General features: G+C 41.1%; 15 protein-coding genes. 2 read left to right on the top strand and 13 right to left on the bottom strand.

Annotated elements, in window-relative coordinates; all coding sequences use genetic code 11:
- Window positions 1-63: 63 nt before the first annotated feature.
- From WAA15_RS07350 to rsmH, 11 genes are all read right to left on the bottom strand, one after another.
- Window positions 64-1,512 (bottom strand): complex I subunit 4 family protein, encoded by a 1,449-nt coding sequence (locus WAA15_RS07350; protein ID WP_337042066.1) that lies wholly within the window; start codon window positions 1,510-1,512, stop codon window positions 64-66.
- 50 nt (window positions 1,513-1,562) lie between these two features.
- Window positions 1,563-3,506, bottom strand: coding sequence for an NADH-quinone oxidoreductase subunit L (gene nuoL, locus WAA15_RS07345; RefSeq protein ID WP_337042065.1), 1,944 nt, complete (start codon window positions 3,504-3,506; stop codon window positions 1,563-1,565).
- A gap of 98 nt (window positions 3,507-3,604) precedes the next feature.
- Window positions 3,605-3,937 (bottom strand): NADH-quinone oxidoreductase subunit NuoK, encoded by a 333-nt coding sequence (gene nuoK, locus WAA15_RS07340; RefSeq protein WP_337042064.1) that lies wholly within the window; start codon window positions 3,935-3,937, stop codon window positions 3,605-3,607.
- 151 nt (window positions 3,938-4,088) lie between these two features.
- Window positions 4,089-4,904, bottom strand: coding sequence for a 3'-5' exonuclease (locus tag WAA15_RS07335; protein ID WP_337042063.1), 816 nt, complete (start codon window positions 4,902-4,904; stop codon window positions 4,089-4,091).
- 186 nt (window positions 4,905-5,090) lie between these two features.
- The gene (locus WAA15_RS07330) at window positions 5,091-6,035 is read right to left on the bottom strand and encodes a glycosyltransferase family 2 protein (RefSeq protein WP_337042062.1); all 945 of its coding nucleotides are present in this window, start codon (window positions 6,033-6,035) and stop codon (window positions 5,091-5,093) included.
- 189 nt (window positions 6,036-6,224) lie between these two features.
- The gene (locus WAA15_RS07325; protein ID WP_337042061.1) at window positions 6,225-7,568 is read right to left on the bottom strand and encodes an NAD(P)/FAD-dependent oxidoreductase; all 1,344 of its coding nucleotides are present in this window, start codon (window positions 7,566-7,568) and stop codon (window positions 6,225-6,227) included.
- 19 nt (window positions 7,569-7,587) lie between these two features.
- Window positions 7,588-9,399 (bottom strand): hypothetical protein, encoded by a 1,812-nt coding sequence (locus WAA15_RS07320; protein WP_337042060.1) that lies wholly within the window; start codon window positions 9,397-9,399, stop codon window positions 7,588-7,590.
- Between the two features lie 42 nt (window positions 9,400-9,441).
- The gene (locus tag WAA15_RS07315; RefSeq protein WP_337042059.1) at window positions 9,442-10,359 is read right to left on the bottom strand and encodes a glycosyltransferase; all 918 of its coding nucleotides are present in this window, start codon (window positions 10,357-10,359) and stop codon (window positions 9,442-9,444) included.
- A gap of 61 nt (window positions 10,360-10,420) precedes the next feature.
- Complete coding sequence (locus WAA15_RS07310; RefSeq protein WP_337042058.1) at window positions 10,421-11,260, bottom strand: glycosyltransferase family 2 protein; 840 nt, start codon at window positions 11,258-11,260, stop codon at window positions 10,421-10,423.
- 10 nt (window positions 11,261-11,270) lie between these two features.
- Window positions 11,271-12,254 carry a glycosyltransferase family 2 protein gene (locus WAA15_RS07305; protein ID WP_337042057.1) on the bottom strand — a complete coding sequence of 328 codons (984 nt, stop codon included), beginning with the start codon at window positions 12,252-12,254 and terminating at the stop codon, window positions 11,271-11,273.
- Between the two features lie 9 nt (window positions 12,255-12,263).
- Window positions 12,264-13,172 carry a 16S rRNA (cytosine(1402)-N(4))-methyltransferase RsmH gene (gene rsmH / locus WAA15_RS07300; protein WP_337042056.1) on the bottom strand — a complete coding sequence of 303 codons (909 nt, stop codon included), beginning with the start codon at window positions 13,170-13,172 and terminating at the stop codon, window positions 12,264-12,266.
- Window positions 13,173-13,379: 207 nt separating this feature from the next.
- Between rsmH and WAA15_RS07295 the strand changes: the two genes are divergently transcribed.
- Window positions 13,380-14,597, top strand: a complete 1,218-nt coding sequence (locus WAA15_RS07295; protein WP_337042055.1) for a sensor histidine kinase — start codon at window positions 13,380-13,382, stop codon at window positions 14,595-14,597.
- Between the two features lie 13 nt (window positions 14,598-14,610).
- Here the strand turns inward: WAA15_RS07295 and WAA15_RS07290 are convergent, their stop codons facing one another.
- Together WAA15_RS07290 and WAA15_RS07285 are read right to left on the bottom strand one after the other, a co-directional pair.
- Entirely contained in the window at window positions 14,611-15,408 is a 798-nt protein-coding gene (locus WAA15_RS07290; RefSeq protein WP_337042054.1) for an alpha/beta fold hydrolase, read from the bottom strand.
- Window positions 15,409-15,426: 18 nt separating this feature from the next.
- Entirely contained in the window at window positions 15,427-16,647 is a 1,221-nt protein-coding gene (locus tag WAA15_RS07285) for an acyl-CoA dehydrogenase family protein (protein ID WP_337042053.1), read from the bottom strand.
- 171 nt (window positions 16,648-16,818) lie between these two features.
- On the opposite strand from WAA15_RS07285, the gene WAA15_RS07280 reads away from it, so the two are divergent.
- Window positions 16,819-18,213: a BamA/TamA family outer membrane protein gene (locus WAA15_RS07280; protein ID WP_337042052.1), complete on the top strand. Its 1,395-nt coding sequence runs from the start codon at window positions 16,819-16,821 to the stop codon at window positions 18,211-18,213.
- The last annotated feature ends 6 nt before the right edge of the window (window positions 18,214-18,219 follow it).

Raw genomic sequence — 18,219 nt, 5'->3', positions numbered from 1 at the left:
AGGTCTATTTATCATTATCAGTTCAATATACAGTTGGCATAACTGTTAATAACGAACTGTGCATTAAGGATGAATCAGTTGTAATAAACTATTTACCGCAGGTTCTGTAATTTTCAGAAAAATATTCGGGAAAATACCCATCAATAAAACCATTACTGACAGCGGTAATAAAACAGCTACTTCTGTTCCTTTTACATCGCTGAATTTCTCGGTAGTTTTATTGCTTTCTCCAAACATAGCGCGCTGCATCAGACGTAGCATATATACTGCCCCCAGAATAATGGTTAGTCCGGCAATAGCTCCTAACCACGCATTTTTATCAAAAACTCCTTTTAACAATAAAAATTCTCCTACAAAGCCATTGGTTAATGGCAAAGCCACACTGCCTAACATAATAATCATGAAATAGATGCTTAGAGCAGGGGTTTTCTGTGTAATGCCGCCCAACGAGTGTAAATCTCTTGTGTGGGTGCGGTCATAAATAACTTTTACAATGAAGAACAAACCTACGGCATTAATTCCGTGCGCTACCATCTGTAACAAGGCTCCCTGAATACCACTTAAAGTACCCGAAAGCACACCCGCAGCCATAAGCCCCATGTGTGCAAACGATGAGTAAGCAATCAGGCGTTTGATATTGTCTTGCTGAATAGCAATGATTGACCCATAAATAAGCCCGATAACTGATAGAATCATGCCTATTAAACCCCAGTTCGATACCCCAACAGGTGCTAATGGTAACAAAATACGAATTAAACCGTATACTCCCATTTTTGACAGCAGCCCCGACAACAACATGGTTGCTGGTGTTGGTGACTCCGAATAGGTATCGGGTTGCCATGTATGGAACGGTAATACAGGCATTTTAATGGCAAAGGCAATAAAGAAAGCCCAGAACAGAAGATTCTGGCTGGTGGGCGATATAAATTTGGCGGCAGTGTATAGTTCCTGAATGTTGGCTGTTGAGGCTTTTATGTATAAATACACAATAGCTACCAACATAAACAAACTTCCGAAGATAGTGTAAACAAACATCTTGAAAGTGATTCTCGGAGCGTTTTCGCCACCCCAGAGAGCCGCCAGAAAATAAACCGGAATAAGTGCCGCTTCAAAGAAGAAATAAAACAGAAAAATATCTTTTGCCATAAAAACACCCATCAGGGCTGCTTCGGCCAGTAGAATAAGCGCGTAAAACGAAGCGTGTTTTTTATAACTATACTTAAAGGTAGAAAGAACAATTAAAGGAACCAGAAAGCCTGTAAGGGCAATCATTAAAAGACTGATTCCATCAATACCCAAGTGGAAATTGATTTTGAGGTCTTTCATCCAAGCATAATTAACTTCTACGATTGTCTGAGAATCAAAAGAGAAAAAACTATATGCAGCTATAAGAAATTCTGCTAAAGTTGTAAGCAACGCCACATTTTTTGATACTCCAGCATTACTACCTCTTAATGAAAACAGTAAAAGACTGCCAATAAGCGGGATTAGTATAAGGATTAGTGCTAACATCCGTAATTATTTTTAATTTTTAAGTCGTAATGTTCAGTGAGAACGCTATATTATTTTATCCCAACAAATGCTTTAATAGTTTCAAGAACCTGATAGCCCATATTAATAGCTACAATTACAGCAATACTGATAACCATCGCAAACAAATAGAATCCGGCTCCGCCAGCCTGTAATCGGCGGGCAAAGTTACTGAAGCTATTCACAAAATTACCTATACCATTTACGATGCCATCAAAACCTTTAGGTTCAACAATATTTGCGAAAAGGTTAGACAAGTGTTTTACCGGATTCACAAAAATAGCCCAGTAGGTTTCGTCAATATAGTATTTGTTATAAATAACCTTCTGTGCGCCAGTAATTTCGCTGTCTTCAACAGGTACGTTTTTGCTGTTACCAAAGCGGGTGTAAGCTACAAAAATAGAAATGGCTGCCGCTGCTACCGAAATCCCCATTAACATCCATTCGGTTGAGTGGTCCATCGGGTGTGCGCCAAACTCAGGATTCACCGTTCTTGAGCCGTCATAAATCGGATTAAGGAAATCGGCCAAAGCATGAGGGAAATGAAAAATTTCAGGCATACCAATAAAACCACCAATAACTGATAACGCAGCCAGTACCATTAACGGTACGGTCATGCTGGCTGGCGACTCATGTAAATGATGCTCCTGCTCATGTGTACCTCTGAAAGCCCCCGTGAATGTCAGGAAGAACAAACGGAACATATAGAAGGCGGTCATCATTGAGCCTAAAACAGCCAATACCCACATAATTTTGTTATGCTCGTATACATGAGCCAGAATTTCGTCTTTTGAGAAGAAACCTGCAAATGGCGGAATCCCCGAAATGGCAATAGTACCTATCAGGAAGGTGATAGCCGTAATTTTGATTTTACTCCATAAGCCACCCATACGGCGGATGTCCTGCTCGCCACTCATGGCATGGATAACACTACCAGCACCCAAGAACAACAAGGCTTTGAAGAAAGCATGGGTAATTACGTGGAAAAAGCCTGATGTATAGGCCATTACACCTAAAGCCATGAACATGTATCCTAACTGACTCACGGTTGAGTAAGCCAGCACTTTTTTAATATCGTTCTGGAAAATACCAATTGTTGCCGCTAAAACAGCCGTAGCTACGCCAATCCATGCTACAAACTCGAGTGTTTGCGGAGAAAGCGTGTACAGTATATTTGAACGGACAATCATATAAATACCTGACGTTACCATCGTTGCAGCGTGTATCAGGGCTGACACCGGAGTAGGGCCGGCCATGGCATCGGGTAGCCATGTATATAACGGAATCTGTGCCGATTTACCCATTGCCCCTATAAACAGAAAGAACGTAATAAGCATAACTGTGTTATCACCTACGGTTAACGCCTTGGCTTTGTCAAAAACCTGTGCGTATTCGACAGTACCAAAGTTGGCAATTATCAGGAAAATACCAATCAGAAAGCCCAAGTCACCGATACGGTTCATGATAAAGGCTTTTCGGGCGGCATTGCCATATTCGGTGTTTTTATTCCAGAAACCAATAAGCAGGTAAGAGCATAAACCAACGCCTTCCCAACCTATAAACATAATAATGTAGTTTGAACCCATCACGAGCAGTAGCATCGAAAAAAGGAACAGGTTTAGGAATGCCATAAACTTACCATAGCCTTCGTCGTCGTGCATATAACCCATCGAATACATGTGAATGAGTGTTCCTACGCCCGTAATAACGAATAGCATAATGATAGATAGCTGGTCTATCTGGAATGAGAAATTAATTTGTAATGTACCGACGGTAATCCAGTCGAAAACATTAATGTTGATTAGGCCATTATTCGCCTGAAGTTGCGAATAAGCCACCACAGTGCCAACAAATGATAGCAAAGCAGCACCAACACCCACAGGCCCGGCTATACTCTTAGGAATTTTACGAAAGCCAAGACCGTTGATTAAAAAACCAATGAGCGGAAATAAAGGTATTAGAGTAATGATTGACATATATTAATAGCCTTAGCCTCAAAGGCATGTTAAATAAGGTTAAAAATCTGTTATATCTTTTGTATTTCCTAGATTATTGAGGCCAGGAAATGAAGAATTTACCACTTCAATTTATCTAGTAAACCAACGTCGATAGAGCGGATGTTTCTGTAAATCATAACGATGATTGCCAGACCAACGGCTACTTCTGCTGCTGCTACTGCCATAATAAAAAATACAAAAACCTGCCCCGAGGGGTCAGCCCTGTAAGAAGAAAATGCTATCAGTAAAAGGTTAACAGCATTGAGCATTAATTCAATCGACATGAATATAATGATTGCATTACGGCGTATTAGCACGCCTACAATACCAATGATGAATAAAATACTTGCCAATAAGACATAATTTATCAAAGGAACTTTCTGGATAATGTCTGGTATTTGACTTTGCATTTGCAGATTTTTGATTGTTTCTGAAAAGATTTTCGCAAAAATAGTGAACAATTGTCAATAAACAATTATCAATTTGAATTTTAACTTTGTACTAATTTTTAATAAAACGCTGGCGTTTTCAGAAAGAAATTTGCCTTTGCTGTTCAAAAAATTATTTTTCGAGCATCATTTTTAGTTTTATCTCGGTTAGTTTTCTTTTTGTATCAAGCGGGAAGTCACCATTAATAATCCAGTCATAATACTGTGGTTCTTGTTTTAACACATATTTAACAGGCTTGCCGTTGTGTTTTCCGAAATTAAATAATACTTCACCTTTGTTGTTGAGTGTCATGCGTTGGGCAAAATCAACAATGTTGGCAGATGTAAGCTGGTGCAACACATCCATATCATTTTTTACTGGTTCGTATTCTATGCCCTGGTCGTTTTTTACTTTTACACCGTCATATTTTTCTACCTGCGAGCAAAGCACCTCAAGAGTGGCTAGTGTATCTACTTCGGCACTATGAGCGCCGTCGAGTTGTTTATGGCAATAAAACTTATAAGCAGCCGAAAGCGTGCGCGGCTCCATTAAATGGAATATTCGTTGGGCATCAATCAGTTTACGGTTTTTGGTATCAAAATCTACGTCTATCCGTAAAAACTCTTCTACCAGCATAGGCACATCGAAACGGTTGCTATTGAAACCGGCTAAATCGCAGCCTTCAAGGAATTGTGCCAATGACCTGCCGATTTGCTTAAAAGAAGGGGCATCCTTTACATCTTCATCATAAATTCCGTGAATCATACTTGTTTCAACCGGAATCGGTATACCAGGATTAATCAATTTAGTTTTTACCTCAACAGTTCCGTCAACTTTTGCTTTGGCAATACACAATTCTACAATTCTGTCTTTGGTAATATTAACTCCGGTCGTTTCGAGGTCAATTACTGCAAGGGGTTTGCGGAGTTTTAGGGAATGAGTGAGCATTATTGGTTATTTAAATCAAAGATACAAAGTTAGGAAATAATCATACGGATTGAATATTTTGGAATTAAATTATATTCATTTTGAGTATATAAGGCATTAAAAGTGTTACTTGAATTGGTTCTTATAAAACAAAATATGCCATATCGTATAACGTATGGCATAGCAAAAGGTTGTATAGAAAAATCTTTATTTCTTTTCAATGATTTCGTCAATAACAAAGAATGGGCGTTTTTTTACTTCGATGTAAATCCGGCCTATGTATTCGCCTAAAATACCCAGAATAATCAGAATTACGCCACCCAGAAAATATAAACCTACGGCCAGCGAGGCTGTTCCGGGGGTTTCTTCGGGGGCATGGCCAAATACCTTGAAGCCTATTACGCGATGTAACACAAAAAATATGCCCAGAAAAAACGAAGGAATCGAAATCAGAAAGCCCATATAAGTAGCCAGCCGCAACGGAAAACTAGAAAACCCAAAAAGACCATCAAGTGCCAGTTGAAGCAGTTTCTTGAATGTATACTTTACTTCTCCGGCAGCTCGTTCGGCTCGTTCGTAAGTAATACCTACCTGACTGAAACCCGCATAGGCGCGCATACCGCGCACAAAGCGAATCTGCTCCGGCATTTCGTGTACCAGTACGTTTACTACTTTTCTGTCCATCACACAAAAATCGCCCGAATCAAGCGGAATCTCAATGTCTGAAATCCAAGCCAATAACCTGTAAAAAGTTGAATAGGCCATTTTCTTGAAAAAGTTCTCTTTCCGTTTGGTTCTGATGGCATAGACTACGTCGTAGCCTTCGCGCCATTTGCTCAGAAACCGATGCAGTTCTTCGGGTGGGTCTTGCAGGTCACCGTCCATGATTACTATGGCATCTCCTTTGGCCGATTTTATCCCTGCCGAGATAGCGGGCTGATGGCCGAAATTCCGAGAAAGTTTTACAACCCTGACGTGGCTATCTTTTTCTGCCATTACGCGCATCATGGTCAGAGAGCGGTCGCGGGAGCCATCATCTACCAGTACAATTTCGTAGTCTTCGCCCCACGAAGGAGCCGCAGCGGTTAGTCTATTATAAAGATTGGGGAGGTTTTCTTCTTCGTTAAAAATAGGAATTACAATAGAAATCATTAGAACAAGAGCTTAGTGCGAATGTTTGAAGCGCAAAGATAGCTTATTTGCTGAACAAAAGATAAAGAAGAAACAGATACAAATAAAAAAGTCCTGCTTTTTTTTGAAGCAGGACTCTCTCTGAAAAACGTGTATGATGTATAAACGCCAACAGATATAAAAAAGTTTTATGGTTGAAAAATTATCGTATTATTTTTCAAATTTGTTTTTAAATCCAATCTTTCCTGACAGAGAGGCACCATAAGGCACAAAATCAGCTTTAATATCCATCACCTCGCAAGCCTCGGCCGCTACCCTGATTGAGTTATTGGTGCTTCGTTCGTCGGGGTAAATATGCGCCATATTGGCAATATAAAGATTTTGGGTTGAGGTCTGGCAGGCAGGTACTTTGTCTGAAAAATTCAAATCACAAACCGTTGCAGCCGTGTTTGTCTTGAAAATATAAACCTTCTTAATCCAGTCTTCCGAAAACTCAGGGTTAATTCGTTTCAATGGCGGAATCATCACGGCTTTTATTTCTTCTTCGCTCATGTTGGCCAGTGGCTCACTCATGGCAAAATAGCGCGACAAATACACAATGTGCGAATTGTTATATTGTTCTTTCGGAATAAAGTTGGTGTGTTCAATAACACCGCCAAACGGGAAACCCTCATCGGCTACGTTCATCCAGTAAATATGACTGAACGACCTCTTCATTTCAAGAATAGTACAAACTGCCCCGAAGTATTCAATACCATTGGCATCGAGCGGAGAGTTTTTGATTTTATCGAAGTAGATAGACGGTATCGTTAGCAGAAACTTATCGCCATCAATACTCAGATTTTTGGTTTTTATGGCTTTTATCTGATTATTGTTAATAACAAACTCTTCTACCGGCTCATTTTTAATGAGTTCAACACCCATTTCTTCAAGTTTTTTTACGAGGGCATCGAGCAGGGTTTTCCAGCTACCCTGAATATACCCCAGACTTTCGTCGCCATCATTACGGGAGTTCAGGCGTTGTGCCATGCGCCCAATCATCCACGACAAAGGCACCTGACTGGCATACGGCCCAAACTTGATATTGAGCATAGGTTTCCAGAGGGCATCTGTTATACCTTTACCGGCCCATTTATAAAACCAATTCAGGGTCGAAATCCCCTCGTTTTTGGTCCAGTTAGCAAATTTGCCAAGAAAAATACTAGTTAGCCCGAACCTTACTTTGCCAATTAAGCCTACGGGTTTAAACTTTAGTAAATCTATGGGCGAGTTGAAATTATATATTTTACCATTTCGGAAAACACCCATACTGGTTTTCTTGTAAAAGGCTTTGTCGGCAATGCCGAGGTCGTTCAATAACCAACGGAGTTCGGCATCTTGCGTAAAAAAGTGGTGGTAATAATGCTCCAGTTGGTTACCGCCTATTTCAAAAGTATTAAGTAAGCCCCCGAACTTGTCGCTACCTTCTACTACGGTTACTTTAATACCTTGTTTAGCGGCAATATAAGCAGCCGCCAGCCCGGTCATTCCTCCGCCTATTATAGTTAATTTCATGTCAGAAAGCTTTGTCTGTTTATGGAATGGTAATAGTTTGTTCTTGAATAATTCTGAAGCGGCCGTTATCGAGTTTGCCAATTTTCATGGCAAATTGCCCGCTTGGTAAATCTGGTTTTGCTACGATGGCATCAATATGGTTATTATAAAACCTTTGTGAACTCAGGAAATGTGTAAACTTATTGGCCTGAGTTTCGAGCGGAAAAGCCAGTTTGTTTTTCTCGTTTGTAAAAATGGCATAGTAGCCATCATATCTGGTTCCGAAAGGCACAAAGGCATTGGCTATTTCAATATGAACCGTATTTGAGCCGTCGGTAAGTTTTGCAATTTCTTCGCCCGTTTGTGTTACCTGATTTTGGTATAAAGCCTTGTTAAGGGTATCAATTTCGGCTGGAGGCGTATAATTTTTGAAGTGTACGCGGCTAATCCAGAGAATATCATTTACGTATTTCATAACACCTGGCACAAAGCCTGCATAGTTATAGGGCGGAATTGGCAGGCGTTGGTATTGAGTTATAGGGGCGTGGTCGTCGGGTGTTCGTGAGTTTTCAAAGGCATAGTAATAATAACGCCCGTTATTTTTCCAGTTCAGAATGGTTGTTCCGAAAAAACGTCGTCGGTTCTCAACGTCGTCCCAACTTTCGTAGTACGAAAACAAATTAAACAATAAACCTAGCACAATAGATACCTTAAGGTATTTTTTCCATTGGCTGGCAGGTAAAATATTAAAAGAACTCAAGTAGAGAATAATAAACAAAATAAGCGAAACTGTTTTATAGCGGCTTGCAAAGGCTTGTTCAAGCCCCTGACTAGCCCTTGACACCGAAAACGCCGCCCCGCTTAGCCCTACAAACAACAGTGCCGCCAGCAGGTAAAGATTAAATTTAGGAAACTGTACAAGGCGTGTATATAGCCTGAAAAACCAGTTATTGGTTTGTTTGTTGGCTTTGGGGTAAAAACGATAAAATAAAAAAGTAAATAGAATTACAGCCAGCCAGCCCAACATGGCTATACCTGCTATAATTGCTACTACATATTTAACGCTGATGTTATAGAACTGAACGGTACTGTCGATGGGTGAACCAAAAAACGCAAAAAAATCGCCCAGAATAATATGTGGATACTGGGTAATATTAACCATGACGTCGGGGCGGATACCCGGTTTTTTAAAATCATGGAAATACAGCCAGAAACTAAACACCAGAATAACAAAATACTGAATTTTTTGGCTTTTGCTACGGGCATACAGCACCAGCGGAATGGCTGCCAGAAAAGAGAACATTCCGTTTCCGTTGGTGAACATAGCCAGAAAAAACAATACATTGGCCAGATAAAAAGCCCACGGTTTCGGATAAAACAGTAATAAGCCAAAGCCCCATAACCCAAAAATGATAACGGTGTTGGGCTGGAGAGAGGTAATGGCCCAGAAAATGTTCTCGATAGGCTGTGTATTAAAAATAATGAAAATAATAGGCACCAGATAAGCCAGCCCAAGATTGATTTCGCGCAGGAGGCGGTAAAATACAAACGGCAGAATGAGCAGGTAAGACACCCCCATAAGCATGAGTATCTTATAATTTACCTCACCAAACAAATGGTAACACAACAAAGTGCTTAGGCGTACATAAACAATGCGGTGTTCGCACATTTGCGAGAACAGCAGCGATATTTTTTCGCCAAAAGTGTTTTGTTGCATCCAGCTTGCCAGAAAACCCTCTATCCCGTGCCAGTCGTCGTTCCAGCCAATGTTAAATGCGTTTTTATAAACAAAAACATAAAAAGCAATAATAGGGGCCAGAATCAGAAAATAGATACCTGCTTTATTTTTCATTCAAAAGAATCATGATTTGTGGTAATATCCTGCTTTGCAGCGTTAAAATTTCTCAACAGACTCTACGTAGTCCTGAAAGTGCGCTGCCGGAAGAAAATTAAAATTTACCCGATAGGAAAGTACCGTAAACACTAAAATTAAGGAACTTAAAAAGGCTTGCATGAGTATTCCGAAGAATAACAGCACAGCCCACAAAGGAAAATGAGTGGTATAAAAAAATACCAGAATGCTACCCAGCACAGCCGTTAAAACAAGGGCTGAGATGGCTACCAGTAGCCTCACAGAAACGGTGTCGATATAAACAGCTACGGCACTTAACCCGTGAATAACCAGCGAGGTATAATTCATTTTTGATTTGCCTGTGTAACGCTCGCCTCGTTCCAGACCTACCGATTTATATAACAGCCTTGAACGGATAATACCGCCCGGGTAATGATTCCAGATGTCCGAAACGTGTGTAACTTTATCGAGCAGTTTTTTGGGTATAACCGAAAAATTACCAAAGTTGATTACTTTGCCGGTTAGGCCAATAAATATGTATTTATAAACCTTGTAAAAAATCTTGAAGAAGAAACTTTCTTTGCGTTTGGTACGGCGAGCAAAAACAATTTCTTTCTGAGACCCTTTCGATACCTCATCAAGTAAAATAGGCAGGTGTTCGGGTTTGTCTTCACCGTCTACGTCCATCACCACAAACAAATCATCTTCCGAGTGTACATTCAGGTACGAAAGCCCTATGGCAATGGCTTTCTGATGACCCAGATTTTTATTGAGGTGCAAAACCTCAACCGGATGCCCCGCTAATTTGGTTTTATCTACCTCCAGACTTGAGCAGTCGTCTACCACTAAAACCTTATAGTTATGGTATTGGGTAGGGGTTAGTACCACTCGAATCTCTTCAATAAGCTGATATAAACAGTCCCAGTCGTTAAAAAGTGGAGTAATGATAGTTATTTTCATAAAGATAAACCTCTGTTACTTTAAGAGGTGACCAAATTATAAATCGGGTAGTGTCACAAAATTAGAAAAAATTACCTTCGTATGCTTGAATTTGTTCGTCGTATCTCTTTAAAGTTTGCTGAACAGTAGCATCATATTTAAAATCAAGCCATTTATTCACATCGGCAAACATCTGTTTGCGGTTCTTCAGAAACCCAACGTTTGTGGTCGACTGCACATTGCTTAATCCGCCACGGTGTTTTCTGTAAACGCCCATAGTTTCAGGAATATAATGAATATGGCCACGTGCTGCGAGTTGAATCACCAAAGCCCAGTCGCCAGCGGCTGCGCGGCTATGCCATTCGGCAAAATCATGGTTCAGGAAATAATTCCGGTAAAATGTACTGGCTGTGGCAATAAACCAGCGGTCTTCCAGAATATCGTTAATTGTCGAATGTGTTTTCTGGTCAGGGATATTAAAAAAATGCTCGGGCGAGTTATCTTCATAAATCACTTTCATGTTATGGTGGCAAATCATGTAATCGGGGTTGGCCTCCATAAAATCAAATTGTTTTTGTAGTTTCAAAGGGTCTGTCCAGTAGTCGTCGCCTTCACATAGTGCTACGTAGTCGCCCTTGCAAGCCTTCAGAAGCATAAGCACGTTATTGCGCCCGGCAAACTCTTTTGGCTCTTTCGGCCCCTGATTCTGTTGATGCAAAAAAGCCCTGAAAAGGTCAGGATGTTGCTTTTCGTATGCCGCAATAATCTGCGGGGCATTGTCGGTTGAGGCATCGTCACCAATCACAATTTCAATATCAAAGTTGGTTTTCTGCATCAGTACTCCGTCGAGGGTCTGGCCGATAAACTTTTCGTGGTTGTAGGTGGGTATACAAACACTCACTTTGGGGCGGTTGGTTTTCATACGTGTGGCGTTAGCTATTATTTTTTAAACGATGAGGTAGCAGCGCAAAAAAGCTGTATGTTTTGCTTAGCCACTTCGGAAGAATATATTCACGGATAATCTCTTTAGAAACCGCACGAGGTGGCTGTCCCAGACGCAAGTACTGAATGGCTGCAAAAACTTTGCGGAAGTATTTGTCTGCATATTGTTTGCTGTCGAGCATCATGCGATAATAGCGTGCAATGTTTCGGTTGAGGGTTTTATGAAACCGGTAGTCGAGTTCCTTGTCAATGCCCTGATACATTCCTATGCGGTTCTGTAAAAAATCAATATCGTTATAGCCGTCGGTGAAACTCATGCCTGTATGCCTGTTTTTTCTATAAACCGACATCACCTCGTTTATGTACTTGAATTTACCGCCATTTTTGCCCAACAGGATATACCGCGGAATATCGCCACTTTTTGAGTCATGAAACCATTGCGGATATTCTTTAATAATGCCGTGCCTGAAAACAATAGCAGATGTTGCAATAAACCAGACTTCGTCTTCACCAATAAAATCTTCGATGGTAACAATCTCTTTCTGGTCGGGTGGATTTACAAACTGATTCGGGTGAGAATCATCATCAAAAATAATTTCAGCGTTATGAAAACAGGCTACGTAGTCGGGGTGAGTATCCAGAAAATCGACCATCTTTTGTAGTTTATGCTCGTTGGTCCAGTAATCATCTCCATCCATTGGTGCAATATATTGCCCTCTGGCTACTGCTAAAGCTGCCAGTGTATTGTTTTTGCCAAAACCACCGAGGTTTTTTTCATGAAGCAACGGAACAATCACATCGGGGTATTTTTCATGATACTCTTTAATGATAGCGGCCGTGCTGTCGGGTGAGGCATCGTCTCCTACCAGTATTTCAAAGGGAAAATTTACTTGCTGGCTAAGAATGGAATCTAACGTTTTACGAATAAAGTTTTCGTGTTTGTAAGTCAGAACCATTACACTTACTTTTATCATCTGGCTGGCTTATTTTAAACTTTCGGCTATTCTTAACTTGGCACTTCTGGCTCTTGGGTTTTGTTGCACTTCTGCTTCGCTGGCCTCTATGGCTTTTCTGTTAACGGCTTCGAGTGGTTTTAAGTCGTTTCCGAATAAATCTTTCTCTACTTCGCCACTGAATTTCCCGCTTCGGATAAAGTTTTTTACCAGACGGTCTTCGAGCGAGTGATACGACATCACCACCAAACGGCCACCATGAGCCAGCACTTCGGGCGTTTGTTGCAAAAATTCTTCCAGCACTGCCATTTCTTCATTTACTTCAATTCTGAGTGCCTGAAAAACCTGTGCAAAATATTTGTTTTCTTTGCCCCGCGGCGCAAATTTCTGTAAAACTGTTTTCAGGTCATTAATGGTATCAATACTTTTATTGAGGCGGGCTGTATAAATAGCTTGTGCGGCCGTGCGGGCATTCTGGATTTCGCCGTACATACCCAGTATTTTATGCAGTTGGTCAACCGAATACTCATTTACGATGTCTCGGGCACTTACCTGCGCCGACTGATTCATGCGCATATCCAGCTCGGCATCGAAACGGGTCGAGAAACCGCGTTCGGGTGTATCAATCTGATGCGACGAAATACCGAGGTCGGCCAGAATACCATCAACTTTTTTTACTCCGAACAAACGTAAGTATTGCTTGATGTTTCGGAAGTTGGCATCAATAAAGGTAAAATTCTTAGAATCTATCAGTTTTGATTCGGCTTTGGCATCGGCATCTTGGTCAAAACCATATAACTTTCCGGTGCTTAGTCGTTCAAGAATGGCTCTCGAATGCCCGCCACCGCCAAAAGTTACATCTACATATATGCCATCGGGCTTTATATTCAGGCCGTCGAGGCATTCTTTGAGCATAACAGGAACGTGATACGCAGACATAAAAAGTGCTTTAATTATCAATAATAGTTGCAAAAATAGTGAAAAATGAAACACTATGTGTAAGCGAATGTTTTATCTGTTGGCTTGGCTTGGCAAAAAGCAAAAACTAAAGTCATATAGTTTTTCGTTGAAATATGTGGCAGGTGATGGCTATATTCAAAAATAAATGACACCTTTACCCTAAAACAAGTCAAATTTTTCTTTTTCATGGCAAGACGAGAGGTTTTTGTTAATATTTATGAACAGATTACAGGTTGGCGATTTGTTCTTATTTTTCTTTTATTAATAATCGGAGCAGCAGTATTATATTATTTTAATCAGCTAGGGCAACAGGTTGAAGAGCGCGAAAAAAAATATGCAGCCTTATATGCCTCAGGTATTAGCTTTACAATTGAGCAGTATGGAAAAGACTGTGAGTATACCTACGTACAGGAAATGCTGGAAGCCAACCAGACCGTGCCGATGATTATCGTCATGAATGGTATTCCGTCCGATTATTCGCAGAATATACCGGAATTAGAAGACAAGAAAAGAAAATGGACACCCAAAGAAAAACTGGATTTTAAATATAATGTAGTAGCCGAAATGGCTCAGGAGCATCCACCAATTGAATTTGTAGTAGGCAAAGACAAAGGCTATGTATATTACAGCAATTCTGTGGTAGTAAAACAACTCAGGTATTTTCCGTATATTTTACTTGGCACATTTCTGATTTTTGGAATACTGGCTTACATCGCGTATAGTTCGTCACGCAAGGCAGAACAAAACAGGGTATGGGTAGGTTTGGCTAAAGAAACAGCTCACCAGTTAGGTACGCCAATTTCGGCATTAATGGCTTGGGTGGAAGTGCTACGGGCAAACCCTGATTTTGATGCAACCATCGGCGACGAAATGGAAAAAGATGTAAAACGGCTTGAAACCATCACCACGCGTTTCTCGAATATAGGCTCTATTCCACAAATGAGTCAGGAAAAGGTATCAGAAATGGTTGAACAGACCCTTAAATATCTCGAAAGACGCATTTCGACCAAAGTAAAGGTACATTTTGCAAGCCAGATACCCGCCGACGTAACAGTAGAAGTAAACCGCCATTTGTTTGAATGGGTAGTTGAAAACCTCTGCAAAAACGCCGTTGATGCCATGAGCGGTAAAGGCGAACTGTCGGTGAATTTGCTTCCCCTCTCGAAAAACCGTATCGCCATTGATGTAACAGATACAGGCAAAGGTATTTCTCCGGCCAACTTGCGTAAAATATTCAAGCCGGGTTTTAGTACCAAAAAGCGCGGCTGGGGTTTAGGCTTAACACTTGCCAAACGTATTATTGAAAACTACCATGACGGTAAGCTATTTGTGAAGGAAACCCAACTGGATAAAGGAACTACTTTCAGAATTATACTCGATATAGCCGAAAATACAGCAGCCTAAAAAAATATCAGTATTATTGTTCTTTCAGAAAAGCTACTATGGCTTTGGCAAAGGCTTCTGACTGAGAGGTATTGCCATGATTCCCCGGAACGGTTTTCAGGGTTGATTTGGGTATTAATTTGGCTAAAGCCGGAACATCTCCGTTGTCGCTGTCTTGGTCGCCCGAAATTACCAGCACAGGTTTCTTTACTTTTTTTAGTTCAGCCGGAAGCGTGGTAGGCTGAACTTTCTGTAAATAACCCATCACCAGCGTATCTACGCCATTTCTTCTGGCACTCTCAATGGCTCCTTTGGTTTCAGGATAAAGATGTGCTTTACCAGAAAACGCCTCGGCAAACATTTTGCGCCTTTCCCAGTTAGGGTTGGTGAAGTCAACACCCGCACCACCAATAACGGCTTTCATGAGGTGCTTATCAAAAGTGAGTTGCTTGGCTACCAGAATAGCCCCTCTCGAATACCCTACCACATGGTATTTCTTAAAACCCAAGTATTTCATTAAAGCCATAATATCTTTTATTTCGGCGTTGTTTTGGTAGGCTTCCAACTTATGAGGCTTGTCCGAAAGGCCATTTCCTCTTAAATCGAGATTAATAACCTTGAAACCAGCATTGTTTAATTCCTGAATCAGCACCCCTCTTTTCCATGATTTACTGTTGCTCATAAAGCCATGCACCAGTACTACGGGCGTGCCTTCGCCACTTACTTCGTAGTGGATTTTTGTGCCGTCGGAGGCGGTAAAAAGAGGTTCCCTGTCGTTTTGTGCAAACGTTACAGCCGAACAAAGAAGAAACAAGAATAACAGAGGTTTCATAGGTATAGACATAAAGTATCAGGCTTTATTTTTTCGGACATCGAGGCCATAGCCTTTCAGAATACTACGCGACAACGCCGTTTTATGCACTTCGTCGGCACCATCATAAATACGGGCAGCACGTTCGTGCGAGTACCAGTGGGCCAACAGAATATCGTTGGTCATGCCTAGAGCACCATGCGTCTGAATGGCGCGGTCAATTACTCTTAGCATCATGTTTGCCGTAAAGAACTTAATCATTGATATTTCGTCGCGTACGGCTGCGGCTCCTTGCTCGTCAATGTTTTTGGCTGTTCGTAAAACCAAAAGCCTTGCTGCATCAATTTCTGCCCTGCTTTCGGCAATAAAACCCTGAATAAACTGTTTCTCGCCTAGCATTACGCCTTCTTCTATTTCTCTTGTGGCAGCATACTGGCACATTAATTCAAAGCTACGCTCGGCAATGCCAATAAAGCGCATACAATGATGAATCCGGCCAGGCCCGAGGCGTTCTTGCGCCAGTAAAAAACCGGCTCCTTCGGGGCCAATCAAATTGGCTTGGGGTACTCTCACGTTTTCATAAGTTACTTCGGCATGGCTTGCCCAGCTATCGCCTGCATGGCCCATAACCGGAATATTCCTGACCAGTTTAAAGCCCGGTGCATCGGTCGGAACCAATATCTGGCTGGCTCTTTTGTGTGGAGCCGCTTGTGGGTCGGTTACGGCCATTACTACCGCAAAGGCCGCGCCGTCGGCCGACGAAGTAAACCATTTATGCCCGTTTATTACGTAATCGTCTCCATCTTTTATAGCAGTTGTACCCATGCGTGTAGGGTTTGACCCCGCAAATTCAGGTTCGGTCATCGAAAAACAACTTCTTATAGCACCATCCATCAAAGGTTTCAGGTATTTTTCTTTCAGGTGTGCCGGCGCATATTTGTGCATTAGCTCGGTATTGCCTATATCGGGGGCTTGTGTGTTAAAAACAAAATGCCCGAATGGTGTCATGGCCAATATTTCGCTTATCTGCCCAAACTCGCACAGCGTTAATGCAAGCCCTCCGTCTTGTTCGGGTAGGTGCAGGCCCCACAGTCCGGCTTTTTTTACTAAAGCTCTTTTTTGTTGAAGAACAGGCTCAATCTGAGAGAAATTATGAGTAAGGTTTTCGGTGGTTTCAAGTGGGTATAATTCGTTAACAACGAAGTCTTTGATTTTAGGCAATAAGCCACTGATTTTCTCAGTTATAAACAAACGCTCCATAACTCTGGTTTTTAGGTTGAATACGTAAATATGAGAATAATTTATATTTCCTGTATTGATTTCTGAAATTTTAAGTTTTTTCGCAGAAAAGCCTTAATTTTGAGTTTTCAAGCACGAGTAACCTTTCACCTTTTGGTTTCGGCAATAAAACTTTCCTATTTACTCCCCTGAATGAAAAAACTCCTATTTTTTTCAATAATTTGTTTGTTACAGGTTTGTTCATGGCAGGCTATGGCCAACGATTCCTTGTTTGTGGGGCATATTTACATTAAAGGTAATTACCGTACAAAAAATAAAATTATTTTAAGGGAAGTAGGCGTGAAAGAAGGCGATAGCCTAAATAAAGCCACGCTTCGGGAGGTATTGGAAACCGACCGCAGAAAAATTGTTAACACCAATTTGTTTATTACCGTAAGCATAAGCCCCATAAATATTTCGGAAACCGTGATTGACATCGAAATCGAAGTAAAAGAAAGGCTGTATATGGTTGGGTTTCCGGTTTTTTATCTGGCCGACCGTAACTTTAACGAATGGTGGTATGAACGAAAACGAGATTTGACACGAACCATTTATGGCGTTTATGCCCGACACGCCAACCTGACGGGTAATAACGACCAGCTAAAGCTCAGGGCCGAGTTTGGGTTTGTGCCTAATTTTGAAATAGCTTACTCAACGCCCTATCTGGATAAGGATTTACGGAAAAGAATTTCGCTCGGGGTGTTGTATGTCATGAATAAAACAATGGCTTACCGAACATGGCATGATAAATTGCAGTTTCTGGAAAGTGAAAAAAAACAACGCGAAAGGCTCTATATATATTCGGTATTTAGCCACCGCACAGGCTTTTATCAGAACCAGTTATTTGAATTAAGTTACACAAAAACCCAGATAGCAGACACCATTGCTGTACTAAACCCTTATTATTTTCTGAAAGGGCAGCAAGAACAAAAGTATTTTCTGGCTAGTTATGCTTATGTATACGATAAACGCGATAACCGGCAATATGCCCTTGATGGGCATTATGTGAGTTTTCAGGCAACAAAATATGGACTATTGCCCAGCGACAACGTGAACGTATTCAGTCTGACGGCGGGCTATACACAGTATTTTCCCTTAGGGAAGAAATTCTATGCCAATTATAGCCTGCGGGCCAGAGCGTCGTTCCCGAAAAGACAGCCGTTTTTCCAGACAATAGGGCTAGGGTACAGAAATGACCTTGTGCGGGGCTATGAACTTTATGTGATTGATGGGCAGTACTATGGCCTCCTGAAAACAAACCTGAAATACCAGCTTTTTAACCGCACATTCGACCTGAAAAAATACTTGAAAATAAGGCAGTTTAATACTTTTCCGATAGCGGCATACTTAAATTCATTTATTGACGTTGGGTACGTGAAGAATTACTATCAGGAGTTAAATAACAGCCGTCTGGCCAATAAACCAATAGTCGGTGCAGGGCTTGGGCTTGATGTAGTAACGTGGTATAACATTGTGGGAAGAATAAATTACTCAGTAAACAGGTTAAAAGAAGGTAGAGTGTTTTTTGCAGTAACCAGAGATTTCTAAATTAAA

Source organism: Emticicia sp. 17c (genome assembly GCF_037153985.1).
Taxonomy (GTDB): domain Bacteria; phylum Bacteroidota; class Bacteroidia; order Cytophagales; family Spirosomataceae; genus Emticicia.
The sequence above is the reverse complement of the archived record's forward strand: the minus strand, read 5'-3'. Positions and strand labels throughout refer to the sequence as shown.

Excerpts from the sequence above, each read along its gene's own strand:
- WAA15_RS07350 (WP_337042066.1), bottom strand. The coding sequence starts at position 1,512 with ATGTTAGCACTAATCCTTATACTAATCCCGCTTATTGGCAGTCTTTTA.
- nuoL (WP_337042065.1), bottom strand. The coding sequence starts at position 3,506 with ATGTCAATCATTACTCTAATACCTTTATTTCCGCTCATTGGTTTTTTA.
- nuoK (WP_337042064.1), bottom strand. The coding sequence starts at position 3,937 with ATGCAAAGTCAAATACCAGACATTATCCAGAAAGTTCCTTTGATAAAT.
- WAA15_RS07335 (WP_337042063.1), bottom strand. The coding sequence starts at position 4,904 with ATGCTCACTCATTCCCTAAAACTCCGCAAACCCCTTGCAGTAATTGAC.
- WAA15_RS07330 (WP_337042062.1), bottom strand. The coding sequence starts at position 6,035 with ATGATTTCTATTGTAATTCCTATTTTTAACGAAGAAGAAAACCTCCCC.
- WAA15_RS07325 (WP_337042061.1), bottom strand. The coding sequence starts at position 7,568 with ATGAAATTAACTATAATAGGCGGAGGAATGACCGGGCTGGCGGCTGCT.
- WAA15_RS07320 (WP_337042060.1), bottom strand. The coding sequence starts at position 9,399 with ATGAAAAATAAAGCAGGTATCTATTTTCTGATTCTGGCCCCTATTATT.
- WAA15_RS07315 (WP_337042059.1), bottom strand. The coding sequence starts at position 10,359 with ATGAAAATAACTATCATTACTCCACTTTTTAACGACTGGGACTGTTTA.
- WAA15_RS07310 (WP_337042058.1), bottom strand. The coding sequence starts at position 11,260 with ATGAAAACCAACCGCCCCAAAGTGAGTGTTTGTATACCCACCTACAAC.
- WAA15_RS07305 (WP_337042057.1), bottom strand. The coding sequence starts at position 12,254 with ATGATAAAAGTAAGTGTAATGGTTCTGACTTACAAACACGAAAACTTT.
- rsmH (WP_337042056.1), bottom strand. The coding sequence starts at position 13,172 with ATGTCTGCGTATCACGTTCCTGTTATGCTCAAAGAATGCCTCGACGGC.
- WAA15_RS07295 (WP_337042055.1), top strand. The coding sequence starts at position 13,380 with ATGGCAAGACGAGAGGTTTTTGTTAATATTTATGAACAGATTACAGGT.
- WAA15_RS07290 (WP_337042054.1), bottom strand. The coding sequence starts at position 15,408 with ATGAAACCTCTGTTATTCTTGTTTCTTCTTTGTTCGGCTGTAACGTTT.
- WAA15_RS07285 (WP_337042053.1), bottom strand. The coding sequence starts at position 16,647 with ATGGAGCGTTTGTTTATAACTGAGAAAATCAGTGGCTTATTGCCTAAA.
- WAA15_RS07280 (WP_337042052.1), top strand. The coding sequence starts at position 16,819 with ATGAAAAAACTCCTATTTTTTTCAATAATTTGTTTGTTACAGGTTTGT.